This is a genomic window from Sphingomonas sp. GW821-FHT10F11, from assembly GCF_058809095.1.
The window spans coordinates 82,219-96,414 of record NZ_JBXASH010000011.1 but is presented as its reverse complement, the minus strand read 5'-3'; the positions used below and the strand labels follow the sequence as shown (position 1 = coordinate 96,414).

Sequence of the window (14,196 nt, the reverse complement as noted above, 5' to 3'; positions counted from 1 at the left end):
CATATTTTATCGTTATAATACAGTTATTTGTGTGACTATCGAGCGGACAAGCGCTCGACCTCGTCGTTAAGCGCCTGGATCGACGCGATCAGCCGCTGGCGATCGGCGCGGGTGGCGGCGAGCGCGTTCTTCGTCTCGCCCAGCTCCATCGCGCGCGCGGCGATGCGGGCATCGAGCGTGGCGTTGGAGCGCTTCAGCTCGGCGATGCGCCGGGCGCGGGCGAGCACGCGTTCGATCCGCGCGGCGAGCACTTCGAAGGCGAAGGGCTTGGCGACATGATCGTCCGCCCCCGCCGCCAGCGCCTCGACCGCGGCGGAAGGATCGCTCCGTCCGGTCAGCATGATGACGGGCAGGTCGGCGGTGTCGCGGCTGCCGCGGATCTCGGTGAGGACATGGACGCCGGACATGCGCGGCATGACCATGTCGAGCAGGACGAGGTCGAAGCCCCGCGCGGCGATCAGGTCGAGCGCTTCGGCGCCATTGTCGCTGAGCACGGTGAGGTAGCCGAGATGCCCGAGCCTGCGGCCGAGCACGCTGAGGTTGGTCCGGCTGTCGTCGACCGCGAGGATGGTCCGTACCGGCCCGCGCCGTTGCGCCACCGATTCGAGCTTGCCGAAAAGATCCATCTGGCGAGGTTCCACTTTATTGGTGGAAAGACCCTATCCCGCGCCGGTCACGATTTGGTTAATCGATCGGCAACCACGATCACGCGGATCGGGCGCTGCGCCAGGCCTGGCCGATCTCCTCGAGCATCGAGGCGACGTCGCGGAACGGTGCCGGATCATGGCCGATGCTCGCGTCGATGATCATCCGGCGCGCGCCGGCATAGAGGCGCGCGAGGGTCTGGGCGACGTCACCGCCGGCATCGTGATCGAGATTGGCCTCGAGCGCGAACAGGATCGCGGTCGCACGCGTCACCTTGTCGCTCTTGATCCTGGGCTGGTGATTCTCCGCGGCCCAGGCGGCCGCGCGAAGCGCATGGACCGCCTCCTCATAGAGGAGCTGGACCAGCGCCGGACCGTCCGCCTCGGCGGTGCGGCCAACGAGATCGATCTGGCGATAGGTGGCGTCGGGATCGCGCAGCGCGCTGGCGTATTTGCTCATCCCTTCGACGCGTTCCAGGCGTCGACCTGCTGCTTCATATAATCCTGGGTGGCCTTGTAGGCGGCGACGCGCGCGTCGGTCGCGGCGAACTGCGCCGTCAGCCGGGTGCGGAGCTTGTCCTCCTGCTCGGTGATCTTTTCCTGACTTTCGGCGATTGTATCCTGCGCCTTGGAATAACGGTCGGCGCTCGCGCCCAGCCCATATTTGGTGCTGACCGCATTGTCCGAGATCGCGGCGAGCGCACCGGCCAGACCGTTGCCGCTCGCGCCGGTGCCGTCGGCGAACAGCGCTTCCACGCCGGCCGGGTTCTTTGCCAGCGCCGCGGACAGCTTGGTGGCGTTGACCGACAGGGTGCCGTCGCGATTGGTCGAGATGCCGATATCGGCGAGTGTGGTCGGCCCATCGGTGGCGCTGCCGGGCACCAGCCGGGTGATGGTGAGCTGGGCGAGTTGCCGGGTGAGCGCCTTGGCCGCCGGGTCGGCGGCGAGCGTGCCGGTCTTCGAATCGGTCTCCTGTTTGATGACCGTCAGGAGCTGATTATAGGTATCGACGAAATCGGTGACCGACTGCGTGATGTTGGCGCTCGGCGAGCTGTTGCCGAGCGTGACCGTCGTGCCGACCGACGCACCGACCAGATCGAGCTGGACGCCGTCGATCAGGTCCTTGATCGAATTGGTCGAGCGCTTCACCGCAACGCCGTCGACCGCGACGATCGCGTCCTTGGCCACGCTGCCGATGGTCGTGCCGGTCGCGCCGACGCCGACATTGAGGGCGGACAAGCCCTCGAAGCCGGGATTCTCGGCGGCGGTGAGCGTGAAGGCCTGGGCGGCACCGGTGCTGCCCTTGAGCACCAGCCGCGATCCGTCCGCATCGCTGACGATCGAGGCGGTCACGCCCGCGTTCCGCGCGTTGATCGCGGCGGCGATGCCGGTCAGGCTGTTATTGGTCGCGGTGATCGCGATGTTGATCGGGTTGCCGCTGCCGGCGGTGAACGCCGTCATCGCCCCGTCGGCGACGGTCGCGGTACCGAGCGTCAGGGTGAGCATGCCGGTGCCGATCGGGGCCGTCTTGCTGGCAAGTGCCCCGGTCGCGGCCGATTGGGCGGCGGCGAGCTGGCGCACCTCGACCGAGGCGGAGAAGCCGGCGAGCTTCGCGCCGGGCAGCGCGCTCGTCTTGACCAATGCCGTGTTGGAGCTGGTCGGCTGGGTCGCGAGCGAGCCGCCCTTCACCAGCGTGGTCAGGCTGCTCGAAAAGGCGGTGATGCCGCTCTTGATCTGGCCGACGCCGGTGATCTGCGCGGTAAGCTTCGTATTGGTGTCGGTGAGGTTCTTGAGCTTGGACGCGAATTGCGCATCGACCAGCTGGCTGGCGAGCGCCTGGAAATCCACACCGGACCCGGCGCCGAGCGTGCTCGAGATGGACGTGCTCGTCATGATTCAACCCTTGAAGCTTCACCAGGAGGAACGGCCGGAAGGCGCGATTCTTTAGGCCTGCTTCACCCCGTTTTCGTCGAAGCGCGCGCTTTCCGGCACCGGCACCGGCGGCGGGGTGCCGCCCGCCTCGGCGTTGAGGCCGAACACGAAGGCGAGGATCGTCGCGATCGCCTGATACAGGTCGTCGCGGATCTCCTGCCCCTCGCGGCTGGTGTAATAAAGCGCGCGGGCGATCGCCGGATATTCGAGGATCGGCACCGCCGATTCGCCCGCCAGATCGCGGATGGCGAGCGCCATCACGCCGCGGCCCTTGGCGACCACGACGGGTACCTGGTCCGCCCCGCGATCATAGCGCAAGGCAACCGCGAAATGGGTCGGGTTGGTCAGCACGACATGCGCCTCCGCCACGGCCTGGCGCATGCCGCGCTTCATCACCTCGCGCTGGCGCTGGCGGATCGCGCCCTTGGCCTCGGGCGAACCTTCGCTTTCCTTGTTCTCGTCGCGGATTGCCTGTTTGGTCATGCGCAGCTTGCCGAGCAGCCGGATGATCTGGATCGGCAGGTCGATGCCGGCGATGATCACCAGCCCGCCGGCCATGACGAACAGGATCGTCAGCAGCGTACCGCCAAGGGCACCGATCGCGCCGTTGATGTCGGCGGAGACGAGGCCGATCGAGGTCTTCGATGCCTTGAGCAGCATATAATAGCCGATCGAGCCAAGCAGCACGACCTTGAGCAGCGACTTGCCCAGCTCCATCCAGCCTTGCGGCCCCAGGATGCGCTTCAGCCCCGACGCGGGATTGATGCGCGACGCCTTGGGCGCGAGCAGCGTGCCGTTGAAGCTGAGCGAGCCGAGACCGGCCTGGCTGAGCACTGCGGCGGCGATCGTGATCGCGAACAGCGAGATGATCGACGGTGCCAGCTTCCAGCCTGAATCGAGCAGGGGCCGAAAGGGCGAGAAATCCTCGATATCGGCGCGGCCGAACTGGAAGCTCGCTTCCATCACGGCCTTGCACGCCGCGATCAGCGAGGGCCCGGCCAGCGCCAGCCAGCCGCAGCCCGCCAGGATCACCAAAGCGGTGGCGAATTCCTTGGAGCGGAGGACGTCACCCTGTTCAGCGGCGTCTTTCTTCCGCTTGGGTGTTGGGGCTTCTGTCTTTTCGCCGAATTCCTCTGCCATCAGCCGAGCACCAGGCTCTGGGTGGCGGCGAGGCCCTGAGTGACGATGACCATCATGTAATCACCCATCGCCGGGAAGGCCAAAGCGAGCGCGACGACGCCGACCGCCAGGCTGGTCGGCAGGCCGATCGCGAAGAGGTTGAGCGCCGGGGCCGAGCGCGACAGCATGCCGACGATCAGATTGAGGCACAGCAGCAGGAAGCCGACCGGCAGCGCGAGCAGCAGGCCTGCGAGGAAGGTGTAGCCGCCGAAAAAGGCGATGTCCTTGAGCTGCGCGGCGGTCAGCCAGGCCGCACCGACCGGCAGCGCGTCATAGCTTTTCACGATCATCTCGACGAGCACGAGATGGCCGTTCATCGACAGGAACAGCAAGGTCAGCATCATCGAGAAGAACTGGCCGAGCGCCGGGGTCGAACGGCCGTTTTGCGGATCGATCGAGGACGCGAAACCGATGCCCATCGAGGTGCCGATGATTTCGCTCGCGATCATCGGCGCGGCAAAGGCGATCTGCAGGATGAAGCCGAGCGCGAAGCCGACCAAAGCTTCCGCGGCAATGGCGAGGAAGGTCGCGAAGGCGAAGATCTCGACGGGCGGAACGACCTTGTGCGTGGCGAGAACGAGCACCCCGATCGCCCCCGACAAGGTGACGCGCACCGTGACGGGAATCGATACCGCGCTGAACACCGGCGCGGCGATGAAGGCCGCGCCGACGCGCACCATCACGAAGATGAGTGCCCAGAGCTGCGGCTCGATCGAGAGGCCGAAGCCTAGCATCTTCTTATCCTTCTCCCATCGGGAGAAGGTGGCGCGCAGCGCCGGATGAGGGTGATGAGAGAAACAACTCACCCTCACCCTTCCGCCGGGAGAGGGAAAGGCGCATCGCACCGTTCGATGTCACCGGACCAGATCCGGGATCCGCTCGAAGATGCCGATCGTGAAGTCGCTCAGCAGGCCGAGGATCAGCCCGCCGAAGATCATGATCGAGAAAGCGACGACGATCAGCTTGGGCACGAACGACAGGGTCTGCTCGTTGATGGAGGTGGCGGCCTGGATCATGCCGGTGATCAGCCCCGCGAACAGCGCCGGGATCAGGATCGGCGCGGCGGCGAGCGCCAGCACCCACATGGTCTGGTTGGCGACGGTAAGAAAATAATCTGCGTCCATCGTCGCTAACTCACGAAACTGTTGGCAAGGCTGCCCATCGTCAGCGCCCAGCCGTCCACCAGGACGAACAACAGCAGCTTGAACGGCATCGAGATCATCGTCGGCGACATCATCATCATGCCAAGCGACATCAGCACGGTCGCGACGACCAGGTCGATGACGATGAAGGGCAGGAAGACGAGGAAGCCGATCTGGAAGGCGGTCTTGAGCTCGCTCGTCACAAAGGCCGGGAGCAGGACCGAGAAGGGCACGTCGGATGCCTTGGCATAGGGGCCAGACTTGGCGATCCCGGCGAACATGGTGATGTCCTTCACCCGGGTCTGCTTGGTCATGAAGGCGTGCAGCGGGACCGACGCGTTCTTGATCATGTCGGTCGCGCCGATCCTGCTCTCGGCATAGGGCTGGATCGCGACCGTGTTGATCTGGTTGACCACCGGCGCCATCACGAAAAAGGACAGGAACAGCGACAGGCCGATCAGCACCTGGTTGGGCGGAGTCTGCTGCAACCCCAGCGCCTGGCGCAGGATCGCGAGCACAATGATGATCCGCGTGAAGCTGGTCATCATCAGCAGGATGCCCGGCAGGATCGTCAGCAGGCCCATGATGATGAGGACCTGAAGCGACAGCGCCAGCGGCGCGTTGCCGCCGCCGAGATCGCCCAGCGCACGATCGACTGCGTCGCCGGCACCCGGCGCCGCGGGCGGCGGTACCGCGGGCGCGGCAGCCTGAGCGAAGGCGGGATGCGCGACCATTACAGCCACAACGATGCCGAGCAGCAGCAGCGCGAGCTTGCCCCAGGAGAAACCCTTGCGGGGCGTCGCGGTTTTGATCAGCGCCGGACCGGTGCCCTTGCGCGTAACGGTCACGGTCATTTGTCGCCCTTGTCGATCAAGGTCACGCCGCTGCGGCTGACCGAGACGAGCAGCTTGCGCCCCTCGAACTCGACCACCGCGAGGCGCAGGCCGGGCGAGATCATCATGGTTTCCTTGACCGCCATCATGCGGTTGGCCGGCTGGCCCGGCAGGCGCGATTCAAGCCGGCGCCAGAGATAGAGGCAGCCGATCATCAGGCCGCAGACGAGCGGCAGCAGCACGACCAGCTTGAGGACATAGGACCACATCATCGCGGATCAGACCCGCTTCTCTGGCGTGACCAGCTCGGTCATGCGCACGCCGAACCGGTCGCCGACCATCACCACTTCACCGCGGCCGATCAGGGTGCCGTTGACGAGCACGTCGAGCAGCTCGTTCGCCTGGCGATCGAGCTCGATCACGCTCGATTCGCCCAGCGCCAGAAGCTCGCGCAAGGTGAGCGAGGTCGATCCGATCTCCACGGTCAGCTTGACATCGACATCCTGCAGCAGCCGGAAATTGGCCGCGAGCGCCCCGTCGACGGGGAATCCGCCGGTCATGTCGTTCATTGGAGTTCCTCTAGTTTTTCGCGCGAGATCGAATTGAGACGAATGGCGGCATGGCCGTTCGAGGTGCCGACGGTACCGGCGCCGAGCCGGTCGCCGCCGACCATCACGGGCACATCGGCGCCGAGGGTGATGGGAATGACGTCGCCGGGTTTCAGGTCCATGAGCACGCTCAGCGGGACCATCGGTTCGGCCAGCACCGAACGGATCGGGAAGCGGACGCCCATGACGGCGCGGGTCAGGCTGTTGCGCCAGGCCGGATCGGGCTCGGCGGTCTTCGCATGGACCTTGCCGGTCAGCGATGGGGCGTGCGGCTTCAGCGCCGCGACGGGATAGACGATGTCGACGAACACCGGCTTGGCGGTGCCGGCGGCGATGCCGAACCGGGTGATGACCATGGCGTCGTCGCCGTCGAGGCCGGACAGCATGGCCGGGTTCGATTCGACATGGCCGGGCTTGAACTCGATCCGGGCGAGCGGCTCCCAGGCGGCCTTGAGCGGGGCTGTGAGCATCATGCCCAGCCGTCCGATCATCGCCTCTGCCGCCGGCGTGAATTCAGCCGGCATGTCGTGCGGAACGGCTCCGGTACCTCCGAAGAACAGGTCGAGCAGCTCCATCACGAAACGGCCGTCGAGCACGATCATCGCATTGCCGGTCGGCGGCGTCATTGCCATCGGCAGCCAGGCGGTCAGGCCGTCCGGGCGCTCGGCGCGGTAATCGGCGAAGCGCTGGACGACCAGCGGCTCGGCAAAGGTACGGATTTCCTTGCGCAGCAACGGCTCGAACACGCTGCGCATGCCCCGCGCGAGACGCGCCGAGAGATGCTGCAGCGTGTGCAGATCGCCGAACGGGTTGAGGTTGGCGACGCCCAGCGTGGCGTGTTCCGCCGACTGCCGGGGTCGTTCCCGCCGTTCGCTCGATTGTGGTGAAGAGCCGTTAACCATGCCCGGTCACTGAACAACAAAATTGGTAAAGTAGACGTTACCAACCCCGCCGAATCCTTCCTTTTCCTTCAGCGTGTCGTTGATCGATTTGGCGAGGCGGCGTTCCAGCAGCTTCTTGCCGTCGCTGGTGAACACCTGCTCCTCGGTCGTGTCGCCGAGCGTCATCAGAATCGCGGAGCGGACCGCGATCTCGTTGGTCTTGATGTTCTCGATCACCGAATCGTCATACGGCGTGGAGATCGCCAGCCCGACCTGAATGAAATGGACGCTGTCCTGGAGGTTGGAGGTGAACTCCTTCTCCATCGCATAATAGTTGGACGCGTATTTCTCGCCGCCCGTGCCGCTCGGCGGCTTGGAGCCTGTGCTGCCGCCCTCTTCGCCGTGCCCGCCGCCCTCGCCGGACGCACTGACGCGCTTCTGCTCGCTCTTCGGGACCAGCTTGGGGCCATTGGCTTCGGCGGCATGCGCGCCGCCGCCCAGCATGCCGGTGCTCCAGGCGAAATAGCCGCCGCCGGCGCCGCCGCCGAGCACGAGCAGGCCCAGGGTCATGATCAGGAGTTTTCCCTTGCCCTTCTTCTTTTTCTTGGGGGCCTGGGTGTCGTCGGTGTCACTCATCGTTGCGCTCCTTCAGTTCAGGCGAGTCGTTGATCGGTGGAAAAATCGTCCGCGGCGGAAGCCGGCGCGGGTGCGCGCCGGGCTGCCGTGCGCGGCTGGTGATGGGTGTGATTCGCGCTGCCGCCGGTACCGGCATCGACGCTGGTCTGGCCCAGCTTCACGCCGCGCGCGTCGGCCAGCTCGGCGAGACGCGGCTGCGCGTCGTTCAGCAAGGTCCGCGTGGCCTGGGTGTCGGCAGTGAAATGGACATGAAGCGTATCGCCGTCCTTGCGCAGCGAGACGTCGACGCCGCCCAGCGCATCGGGGACGAGGCGGATGCGGGTGTCGTTGGCATTGGCCTCGTCGCGGAGCATCTCGATCCGGTCGATCATGCCGTGCAGCCCGCGATCGTCGCGCAGGTCGAGCGCCGGATGCTTCGCATCGGCAATGGCCTGGACGATCGGCCGGGCGGCGGCTTCGGCCTGAGCGGTTGCGGTCAAGGCAGCGGTACCGCGCGAATCGCCGCGATCGTCGTCGCGGGCGGGGCGGTCGTGATTGGCAAGGACAGCCGCGATCGCGGCGGCGAAGGTCTGGCCGGCGGGCTGCGCCGTGGAAACAGCGGGCGTCGGCGCAGCGCCGACCGTCTTCGACAGCGGGTCCGCTGCGGTGGCATCCTTCTTCGCGGCAAGATCGCCGCCCGGAATCGACATTTCCTTCACCGGACCGTCGGTCTTCGGATCGGCAGCGCCATCGCCCATCACGAAGGCGCCGGTGATGGCGAGCGTCGCCGGATCGGCTATGGCAGCCGCCGGGGGCGCCCCCGCGGGCGGCAACATGATCGGCGGCGCGACGGGTGCGGGGATCGGCAGCGCGATCGGCAGCCAGATCAGCGCCGGATCGATCGGCTTGCCGTCATCGGCAAGCGTGGCGGGCACGGTCTTGCCGTCACCGGCAAGGCTCTGCCGGTCGCCCGGCAATCCGGCATCGGCCGGCGCGTCGGGCGCGGCGGCAGCCCCCGCGTCCAGAAAGGCCGCGAGAAGCTGCACGAATCCGCCAGCCGCGCCCCCCGGCGCGGCTGGACCGGAAACCGGTATGGTCGTCTGTGGTATCTGGGTCGAAAGCTCGATCATCCATCCATCCCGTTCGGCACAATCCGCCGTTCAAGCTATCAGCAAGGATCGTGCCGAATCTTTCGGGTGGGCGGCGCGGCCTCTAGCGCGCGGATCGCCTTGAGCGCGGCATCGGCATCGGCGCGGGCGATCAGCTTCTCGATCGCGTTCTGGTCGCGCCTGGCCTCGCGCGTCGCCTCGGCGGCGCGCTCGACCACGCGCTCGGCGGCGCGGAGCCGCCCTTCGGCCGCTTCGGCGGATTGCTGGAGCCGGTCGCGGAAATGCGCAGCGGCGATAAGCGAAAACCCCTGGGTCGCATCCGAGCGGGGCGCGACGGCCTCGGCAAGCTGTGCGATGCGCCCCTTGAGCGTCGATTCGCTGGCGAAACGCTCCTGCGCCCGCACTTCTTCGGCGCGGACGAGGCCGAGTTGCAGCGTACGAACGCGGAGCAGGCGGTCGAGCTTGGCCGGTTTAGGCATCGCCGAACACGCCGGTCAGCTCCATCACCGCGTCGGCCAGCGACACGATGTCGTCCGGATCCTGCTTGATATATTCCATCACCGCCGGATGGCAGGCGATGGCGGCATCGATCGCTGGATCGGCGCCGGCGCGATAGGCGCCCATCAGCACCAGGTCGCGATTCTCCTCATAGGTCGCGAGATGCCGGCGCAGCACGCGCGCGGCCTTTTGATGCGGCTTGCCGACGATGTCGGTCATCACGCGGCTGACCGAGGGACCGATGTCGATCGCAGGATAGACGCCGTGTTCGGCGAGCGCGCGCGACAGCACGATATGGCCGTCGAGAATCGAGCGGGCACTGTCGACGACCGGGTCGTTCCCGTCGTCGCCATCAGCGAGCACGGTGTAGATCGCGGTGATCGACCCGCCCGAAGCGACATCGGTGCCGGCGCGTTCGATCAGGTTCGGCAGCATGGCGATGGCCGAGGGCGGATAGCCGCGCGCGCTGGCGGGTTCGCCCAGCGCCAGGCCGATCTCGCGCCCGGCATGCGCAACGCGCGTCAGGCTGTCCATGATCAGCAGCACCTTCTTGCCCTGGGCGCGGAACGCCTCGGCAATGGCGTGCGTGCGCAATGCGCCGCGGATACGCAGCACCGGCGAATGATTGGCAGGCACAGCGACGACGACGGCGCGCTGGCGCGCCTCGCCCGCGACCTTGGTCTCCAGGAAGTCGGCGACTTCGCGGCTGCGCTCGCCGATCAGGCCGATCACGATGACATCGGCTTCGGCCGCGCGCACGATCATGCCGAGCAGCACTGACTTGCCGACGCCCGAGCCGGCCATGATGCCGATGCGCTGGCCCTGGCCGACGGTGAGCAATCCGTTGATCGCCCGCACGCCGACATCGAGCGGCTGGAGCACGCGGCCGCGGTCGAGCGGGCTCTGCAGCTTGCCCGACAGCGGCCAGTGATCGGCGCCGCGGATCGGGCCGAGCCCGTCGATCGGCTTGCCGGCGCCGTCGACGACGCGGCCGAGCAGTGCAGCGCCCACTTCCGCCTCGCCTGGAGGGCCAAGCGGTCGGACCGGCATTTGCGGCAGCAGCGGCGCGGGGCCGCCGAGATTCATCAGGAGCGTGCGGCCATTGCGGAAACCGATCACTTCGGCCTCGACACCCGCGCCGCGCGTGCCGACCTGACAGACCGTGCCGACCGGCAGGGTCAGGCCGACGGCCTCCATCAGCAGCCCGTCGAACGACGCCAGGCGGCCGGAGATTTTCGGGCTCGGGGTGAAATCGGGAATGCCAAGCGATTCGAGATAGTCGGTCGTGAAACGGTTCAGCATCGGATCCCTCACGCAGTCGGCACGGCGACGCGGTCGATCGCCTGGGCAAGCTGCTCGAGCCACAATTCGGGACCGTCCTCGACGATGGTCGAGGCGGATTCGAGCACGAAACTGCCGCGCGCGACATGGACGTCGCCGACCGCGAACACCGTTTTGGGCAGCTTGCCGTCGAGCAAGGCGACATCGTCCGGATGGACGCGCAGCAAGGCGGATTCGGCGCTGTCGGCGAGCATCTCGGCCGCCGAATCGATCCGGCGGGCAAGGATATCGGGCGCGATGCCGACTTCACCGATCAGCCGGGTCACAAGGAACATCACGGTCTGGCGCAACTGGCGCGCCATCGCGTCGCGGTCGAGCCGGCCGTCGTTGCGCAAGGCGGTGCCGAGTTCCGCGAGCAAGGCACGGTCCCGCTCGCCGGTCTCGCCGATCTCGGCGATCGCGGCGGCCATGCCCTCGGCAAAACCCGCCGCATGCGCGGTCGCGACCGGATCGACGAAGACGGGTTCCGGTGCGGCGTCCGCCGCGGCGAACGGATCCCAGCCCTCGGTCGGGTTGGTCCCCGGATCGGCCGGGTGGAAGTGCTTCGGCCCGTCGGCCTGCGGCGAGAAGGACCTCGGGCTGGCGCGATGCGCTGCCCAGGTCTTGAGATCCGACGCCGCGAAACCCTCGGGCGGCACCTCGAAGGCCTGATGCAGCGCCTGCGCCACCGCTTCGTGGCGCGCGACGAAACCGGCGGTGAAATCAGACATAATCGTCCTCGCCGCCGCCCATCTGGATCGTGCCGTCCTTGGCGAGGTTGCGCGCGATCTGGATGATCACCTTCTGCGCCTCGAGCACTTCGGACAGTTTCATCGGCCCGCGTGCTTCCATCTCGTCGCGGATGCCGTCCGCCGCGCGGCTGGACATGCAGCCCAGGAAGCGCGCGCGCATCGCTTCGTCCACGCCCTTGAGCGCGCGCGTGAGGATGTCGCCGTCGATGTTGCGGATGAGCGTGCCGAGATTCTTGTCGTCGAGCTCGAGCAGATTGTCGAAGACGAACATCGCCTCCTCGATCGCCTTGGCGACTTCGCGGTCGATCTTGAACAGCTTGGGCATGACCCTGAGTTCGGTCGCCTTGCGGCCACTCGACAGGATCTTGGCCGCATCCTTGGTGCCGCCGAGCGTGACGCCCGCCGGCTGCTGAGTCGAGCCGACCCGGCCGGCGAGGACCGTCTTCAGCGTCTCGACGGCCTCGGGCGTGATCGGCCCGAGCCGGGCGAGGCGATGAAGGATATCGGGTTGCGCCGCATCGGGCAGCAATTCGAGTACCTGCGCCGCGACCACGGGATCGAGATTGGCGATCAGCACGGCGGCAATCTGAGGATGTTCCTTCTCGATCAGCCCCGCGATCTCGGTCGCGTCGAGCCAGTCGAGCAGGTCGATCTGGCAGGCGTCCTCGGCCGGGATGATACGCGACAGCACGCTGTCCGCCTTTTCCTGGCCGAGGGCGCGGGTCATCATGGTTTCGATCTGCGGTCGCGGATCGAAGGAGATGCCGGTGCGATCGCGCGCCTTGCCGACAAAATCGTCAAGCACGAACTCGACCTCGGTCTCGCTGACATCGGCGACGGCGAACATCGCCTTGCCGAGCTGGCGGACTTCCTCCGGATCGAGCTTCTGCAGGATCGCGGCGGCCTCCTCCTCGCCGACCAGCATCATCAGTACGGCGGCGCGTTCGACGCCGGTATAGGTCCGGAAGGGCGCGGTCATTGCTTTGCGTCCGCCTTGATCATGTCACGCACCGCGAGAGCGGCACGCGCGGGATTGTCCCGGGTGAAGCCCCGGACCATGCCGATCCGGTCGTCGTAATTGCGGGCGCTTTCGAGCGCATCGATGCTGACCGGGCCGCTGTCGAAGCCGGCATCGCCTGCGGCACTGCCATAGTCGCGACCGAGCGCCAGGCGTGGCCCCGCGTCGTCGCGCTTCTTCAGCACTGCCTTGGCAAGCGGGCGGACGCCGAGGAACAGCACGAGCAGGGCGATGACGATCGCGGTGACGTTGCGCGCCACCACCGGCAGCCAGCCGGCCTCATACCAGGGCTGCTTGTCGTCGAGCGCGGTAGCACCGGCGAACTTGCGGCTGATCACCGTGACCTGGTCGTTGCGGCCCTGGTTGAAGCCGACCGCGGTCTGGACCAACTGCGTGATCTGCTGGATCTCGAGCTGGCTGCGCGGCTTGCCGGTTTCCGGGTCGCGCAGCAGCACCGCGACCGACAGCCGCTTGATCGCGCCGGGAGCGGCCCGGGTGACCGAGACTTCCTTACCGAGATCATAGGCGCGGCTATATTGGTCGCTCTGCTTCATCGCGTCGGCCACGGCGCCGACCACGGCGCCTGCCGCGGACGGGGCGCCGGGAGCACCAGGCGTCGCACCGGGAGTCGGCGTCGGGGCAGGCTGCGGCGCCGTCAGTGTCGAGGCCGGCGGCGGCGTATTGGACAGCGCACCGGGGATGCCGCCGGGCTGAGCGCCGGCGCCGTCCTTCTGGTTGCCGACCCAATTGCCCTGTTCGGCGCGCAGCGCGCCCTGCTTGTCATAGCTTTCGCGCGTGGCCTGGGTCTCGTCGAGATCGACATCGGCCTGCACCTCGACGGTGAAGTTGCCTGCGCCGATCAGCGGGGTCAGCAGCTGCACGACCTGGGCGCGGTTCTTTTCCTCGATGCGGCGCTGGAAGGCGATCCGTTCGTCGCTGGCGATGCCGAGCGCGCTCTGGGCCGATCCCTTGGTGAGCAGCCCCCCCATCTGGTCGACGATCGTCACCGATTCGGGCTTCATGCCCGGCACCGACGAAGCGACGAGATTGATGATCGAGCTGACCTGCGCATCGCCGAGCGAGCGGCCGGCCTGGAGCTTGACGATCACCGACGCCGAGGGCGCCGCATTGTCGCGGACGAACACCGATGCCTCGGGCGTGGCGAGATGGACACGTGCCTCGGCCACCGCATCGATCTCCTGGATCGAGCGGGCGAGTTCGGTCTCGCGCGCCTGGCGAAGGCGTTCGCCCTCGACCGCGCGGCTGACGCCCATCGGCAGATTGTCGAGGATCTGGTAGCCGCCGGGGGCGCCCTTGGGCAGGCCCTGCCCGGCAAGCAGGATGCGCGCGCGGGAATAATCGTCCTCGTTGACGGTCAGGGCACCGGTGCCCTCATCGATGCGCGCGGTGATCTTGGCCTGTTCGAGCGCCTGTGTGACCGAGCCCTTATCGACATCGCTGAGCCCGGAGAACAGGGTCTTCTGAGTCGGCGTGGACAGCATGACCCAGGCGAGCGCGGCGGCGGCGATCAGGCCGACCATCAGCACCATCGGCAGGCTGCGGCGCACCGCTGGCTGCGCGAGCACATCCTGGATCTGCCGTAGCGGGTTGGCGAAGCGTTCCGGCAAGGCGGACGCGGGCGATGAGGTGAGGGCGTTGCTCATG

General features: G+C 67.2%; 17 protein-coding genes. All 17 read right to left on the bottom strand.

Annotation, left to right across the window (positions count from 1 at the left end):
• Positions 1-35: 35 nt before the first annotated feature.
• Positions 36-626, bottom strand: coding sequence for a response regulator (locus tag AC1RT8_RS22955; RefSeq protein ID WP_493078667.1), 591 nt, complete (start codon positions 624-626; stop codon positions 36-38).
• A gap of 79 nt (positions 627-705) precedes the next feature.
• Positions 706-1,104 carry a flagellar export chaperone FliS gene (locus AC1RT8_RS22950; protein ID WP_493078666.1) on the bottom strand — a complete coding sequence of 133 codons (399 nt, stop codon included), beginning with the start codon at positions 1,102-1,104 and terminating at the stop codon, positions 706-708.
• The gene (gene fliD / locus AC1RT8_RS22945) at positions 1,101-2,537 is read right to left on the bottom strand and encodes a flagellar filament capping protein FliD (protein WP_493078665.1); all 1,437 of its coding nucleotides are present in this window, start codon (positions 2,535-2,537) and stop codon (positions 1,101-1,103) included. Before fliD ends, AC1RT8_RS22950 begins: the two co-directional genes overlap by 4 nt.
• Before the next feature lie 51 nt (positions 2,538-2,588).
• The gene (gene flhB, locus AC1RT8_RS22940; RefSeq protein ID WP_493078664.1) at positions 2,589-3,716 is read right to left on the bottom strand and encodes a flagellar type III secretion system protein FlhB; all 1,128 of its coding nucleotides are present in this window, start codon (positions 3,714-3,716) and stop codon (positions 2,589-2,591) included.
• Positions 3,716-4,489, bottom strand: coding sequence for a flagellar biosynthetic protein FliR (gene fliR, locus AC1RT8_RS22935; protein ID WP_493078663.1), 774 nt, complete (start codon positions 4,487-4,489; stop codon positions 3,716-3,718). The genes flhB and fliR overlap by 1 nt, the downstream gene beginning before the upstream one ends.
• 120 nt (positions 4,490-4,609) lie before the next feature.
• Positions 4,610-4,879, bottom strand: a complete 270-nt coding sequence (gene fliQ, locus AC1RT8_RS22930; RefSeq protein WP_372856542.1) for a flagellar biosynthesis protein FliQ — start codon at positions 4,877-4,879, stop codon at positions 4,610-4,612.
• 5 nt (positions 4,880-4,884) lie between these two features.
• On the bottom strand, positions 4,885-5,751 hold the full coding sequence (fliP, locus tag AC1RT8_RS22925; RefSeq protein ID WP_493078662.1) for a flagellar type III secretion system pore protein FliP: 867 nt from the start codon (positions 5,749-5,751) through the stop codon (positions 4,885-4,887).
• The gene (locus AC1RT8_RS22920) at positions 5,748-5,999 is read right to left on the bottom strand and encodes a flagellar biosynthetic protein FliO (protein ID WP_493078661.1); all 252 of its coding nucleotides are present in this window, start codon (positions 5,997-5,999) and stop codon (positions 5,748-5,750) included. The genes fliP and AC1RT8_RS22920 overlap by 4 nt, the downstream gene beginning before the upstream one ends.
• Before the next feature lie 9 nt (positions 6,000-6,008).
• A complete protein-coding gene (gene fliN / locus AC1RT8_RS22915) occupies positions 6,009-6,299 on the bottom strand; it encodes a flagellar motor switch protein FliN (RefSeq protein WP_493078659.1) in 291 nt (96 codons plus the stop codon).
• Positions 6,296-7,240, bottom strand: coding sequence for a flagellar motor switch protein FliM (locus tag AC1RT8_RS22910; RefSeq protein ID WP_493078657.1), 945 nt, complete (start codon positions 7,238-7,240; stop codon positions 6,296-6,298). The genes fliN and AC1RT8_RS22910 overlap by 4 nt, the downstream gene beginning before the upstream one ends.
• A 6-nt stretch (positions 7,241-7,246) precedes the next feature.
• On the bottom strand, positions 7,247-7,855 hold the full coding sequence (locus AC1RT8_RS22905; RefSeq protein ID WP_372856537.1) for a flagellar basal body-associated FliL family protein: 609 nt from the start codon (positions 7,853-7,855) through the stop codon (positions 7,247-7,249).
• 17 nt (positions 7,856-7,872) lie between these two features.
• On the bottom strand, positions 7,873-8,964 hold the full coding sequence (gene fliK / locus AC1RT8_RS22900; protein WP_493078655.1) for a flagellar hook-length control protein FliK: 1,092 nt from the start codon (positions 8,962-8,964) through the stop codon (positions 7,873-7,875).
• A 38-nt stretch (positions 8,965-9,002) separates the two neighbouring features.
• Positions 9,003-9,422 carry a hypothetical protein gene (locus AC1RT8_RS22895; RefSeq protein WP_493078653.1) on the bottom strand — a complete coding sequence of 140 codons (420 nt, stop codon included), beginning with the start codon at positions 9,420-9,422 and terminating at the stop codon, positions 9,003-9,005.
• Positions 9,415-10,743 (bottom strand): FliI/YscN family ATPase, encoded by a 1,329-nt coding sequence (locus AC1RT8_RS22890; RefSeq protein ID WP_493078651.1) that lies wholly within the window; start codon positions 10,741-10,743, stop codon positions 9,415-9,417. Before AC1RT8_RS22890 ends, AC1RT8_RS22895 begins: the two co-directional genes overlap by 8 nt.
• Positions 10,744-10,751: 8 nt before the next feature.
• Positions 10,752-11,492, bottom strand: coding sequence for a FliH/SctL family protein (locus AC1RT8_RS22885; RefSeq protein ID WP_493078649.1), 741 nt, complete (start codon positions 11,490-11,492; stop codon positions 10,752-10,754).
• A complete protein-coding gene (gene fliG / locus AC1RT8_RS22880) occupies positions 11,485-12,492 on the bottom strand; it encodes a flagellar motor switch protein FliG (RefSeq protein WP_493078647.1) in 1,008 nt (335 codons plus the stop codon). Before fliG ends, AC1RT8_RS22885 begins: the two co-directional genes overlap by 8 nt.
• The gene (gene fliF, locus AC1RT8_RS22875) at positions 12,489-14,195 is read right to left on the bottom strand and encodes a flagellar basal-body MS-ring/collar protein FliF (protein ID WP_493078645.1); all 1,707 of its coding nucleotides are present in this window, start codon (positions 14,193-14,195) and stop codon (positions 12,489-12,491) included. The genes fliG and fliF overlap by 4 nt, the downstream gene beginning before the upstream one ends.
• Between the last annotated feature and the right edge of the window lies 1 nt (position 14,196).

What these genes read in the sequence shown, in the direction of transcription:
- fliF (WP_493078645.1), bottom strand. Translation starts at nt 14,195, where the DNA reads ATGAGCAACGCCCTCACCTCATCGCCCGCGTCCGCCTTGCCGGAACGC.
- flhB (WP_493078664.1), bottom strand. Translation starts at nt 3,716, where the DNA reads ATGGCAGAGGAATTCGGCGAAAAGACAGAAGCCCCAACACCCAAGCGG.
- AC1RT8_RS22955 (WP_493078667.1), bottom strand. Translation starts at nt 626, where the DNA reads ATGGATCTTTTCGGCAAGCTCGAATCGGTGGCGCAACGGCGCGGGCCG.
- fliQ (WP_372856542.1), bottom strand. Translation starts at nt 4,879, where the DNA reads ATGGACGCAGATTATTTTCTTACCGTCGCCAACCAGACCATGTGGGTG.
- AC1RT8_RS22910 (WP_493078657.1), bottom strand. Translation starts at nt 7,240, where the DNA reads ATGGTTAACGGCTCTTCACCACAATCGAGCGAACGGCGGGAACGACCC.
- fliP (WP_493078662.1), bottom strand. Translation starts at nt 5,751, where the DNA reads ATGACCGTGACCGTTACGCGCAAGGGCACCGGTCCGGCGCTGATCAAA.
- AC1RT8_RS22895 (WP_493078653.1), bottom strand. Translation starts at nt 9,422, where the DNA reads ATGCCTAAACCGGCCAAGCTCGACCGCCTGCTCCGCGTTCGTACGCTG.
- AC1RT8_RS22920 (WP_493078661.1), bottom strand. Translation starts at nt 5,999, where the DNA reads ATGTGGTCCTATGTCCTCAAGCTGGTCGTGCTGCTGCCGCTCGTCTGC.
- AC1RT8_RS22905 (WP_372856537.1), bottom strand. Translation starts at nt 7,855, where the DNA reads ATGAGTGACACCGACGACACCCAGGCCCCCAAGAAAAAGAAGAAGGGC.
- fliR (WP_493078663.1), bottom strand. Translation starts at nt 4,489, where the DNA reads ATGCTAGGCTTCGGCCTCTCGATCGAGCCGCAGCTCTGGGCACTCATC.
- AC1RT8_RS22950 (WP_493078666.1), bottom strand. Translation starts at nt 1,104, where the DNA reads ATGAGCAAATACGCCAGCGCGCTGCGCGATCCCGACGCCACCTATCGC.
- fliN (WP_493078659.1), bottom strand. Translation starts at nt 6,299, where the DNA reads ATGAACGACATGACCGGCGGATTCCCCGTCGACGGGGCGCTCGCGGCC.
- fliD (WP_493078665.1), bottom strand. Translation starts at nt 2,537, where the DNA reads ATGACGAGCACGTCCATCTCGAGCACGCTCGGCGCCGGGTCCGGTGTG.
- AC1RT8_RS22890 (WP_493078651.1), bottom strand. Translation starts at nt 10,743, where the DNA reads ATGCTGAACCGTTTCACGACCGACTATCTCGAATCGCTTGGCATTCCC.
- fliG (WP_493078647.1), bottom strand. Translation starts at nt 12,492, where the DNA reads ATGACCGCGCCCTTCCGGACCTATACCGGCGTCGAACGCGCCGCCGTA.
- AC1RT8_RS22885 (WP_493078649.1), bottom strand. Translation starts at nt 11,492, where the DNA reads ATGTCTGATTTCACCGCCGGTTTCGTCGCGCGCCACGAAGCGGTGGCG.
- fliK (WP_493078655.1), bottom strand. Translation starts at nt 8,964, where the DNA reads ATGATCGAGCTTTCGACCCAGATACCACAGACGACCATACCGGTTTCC.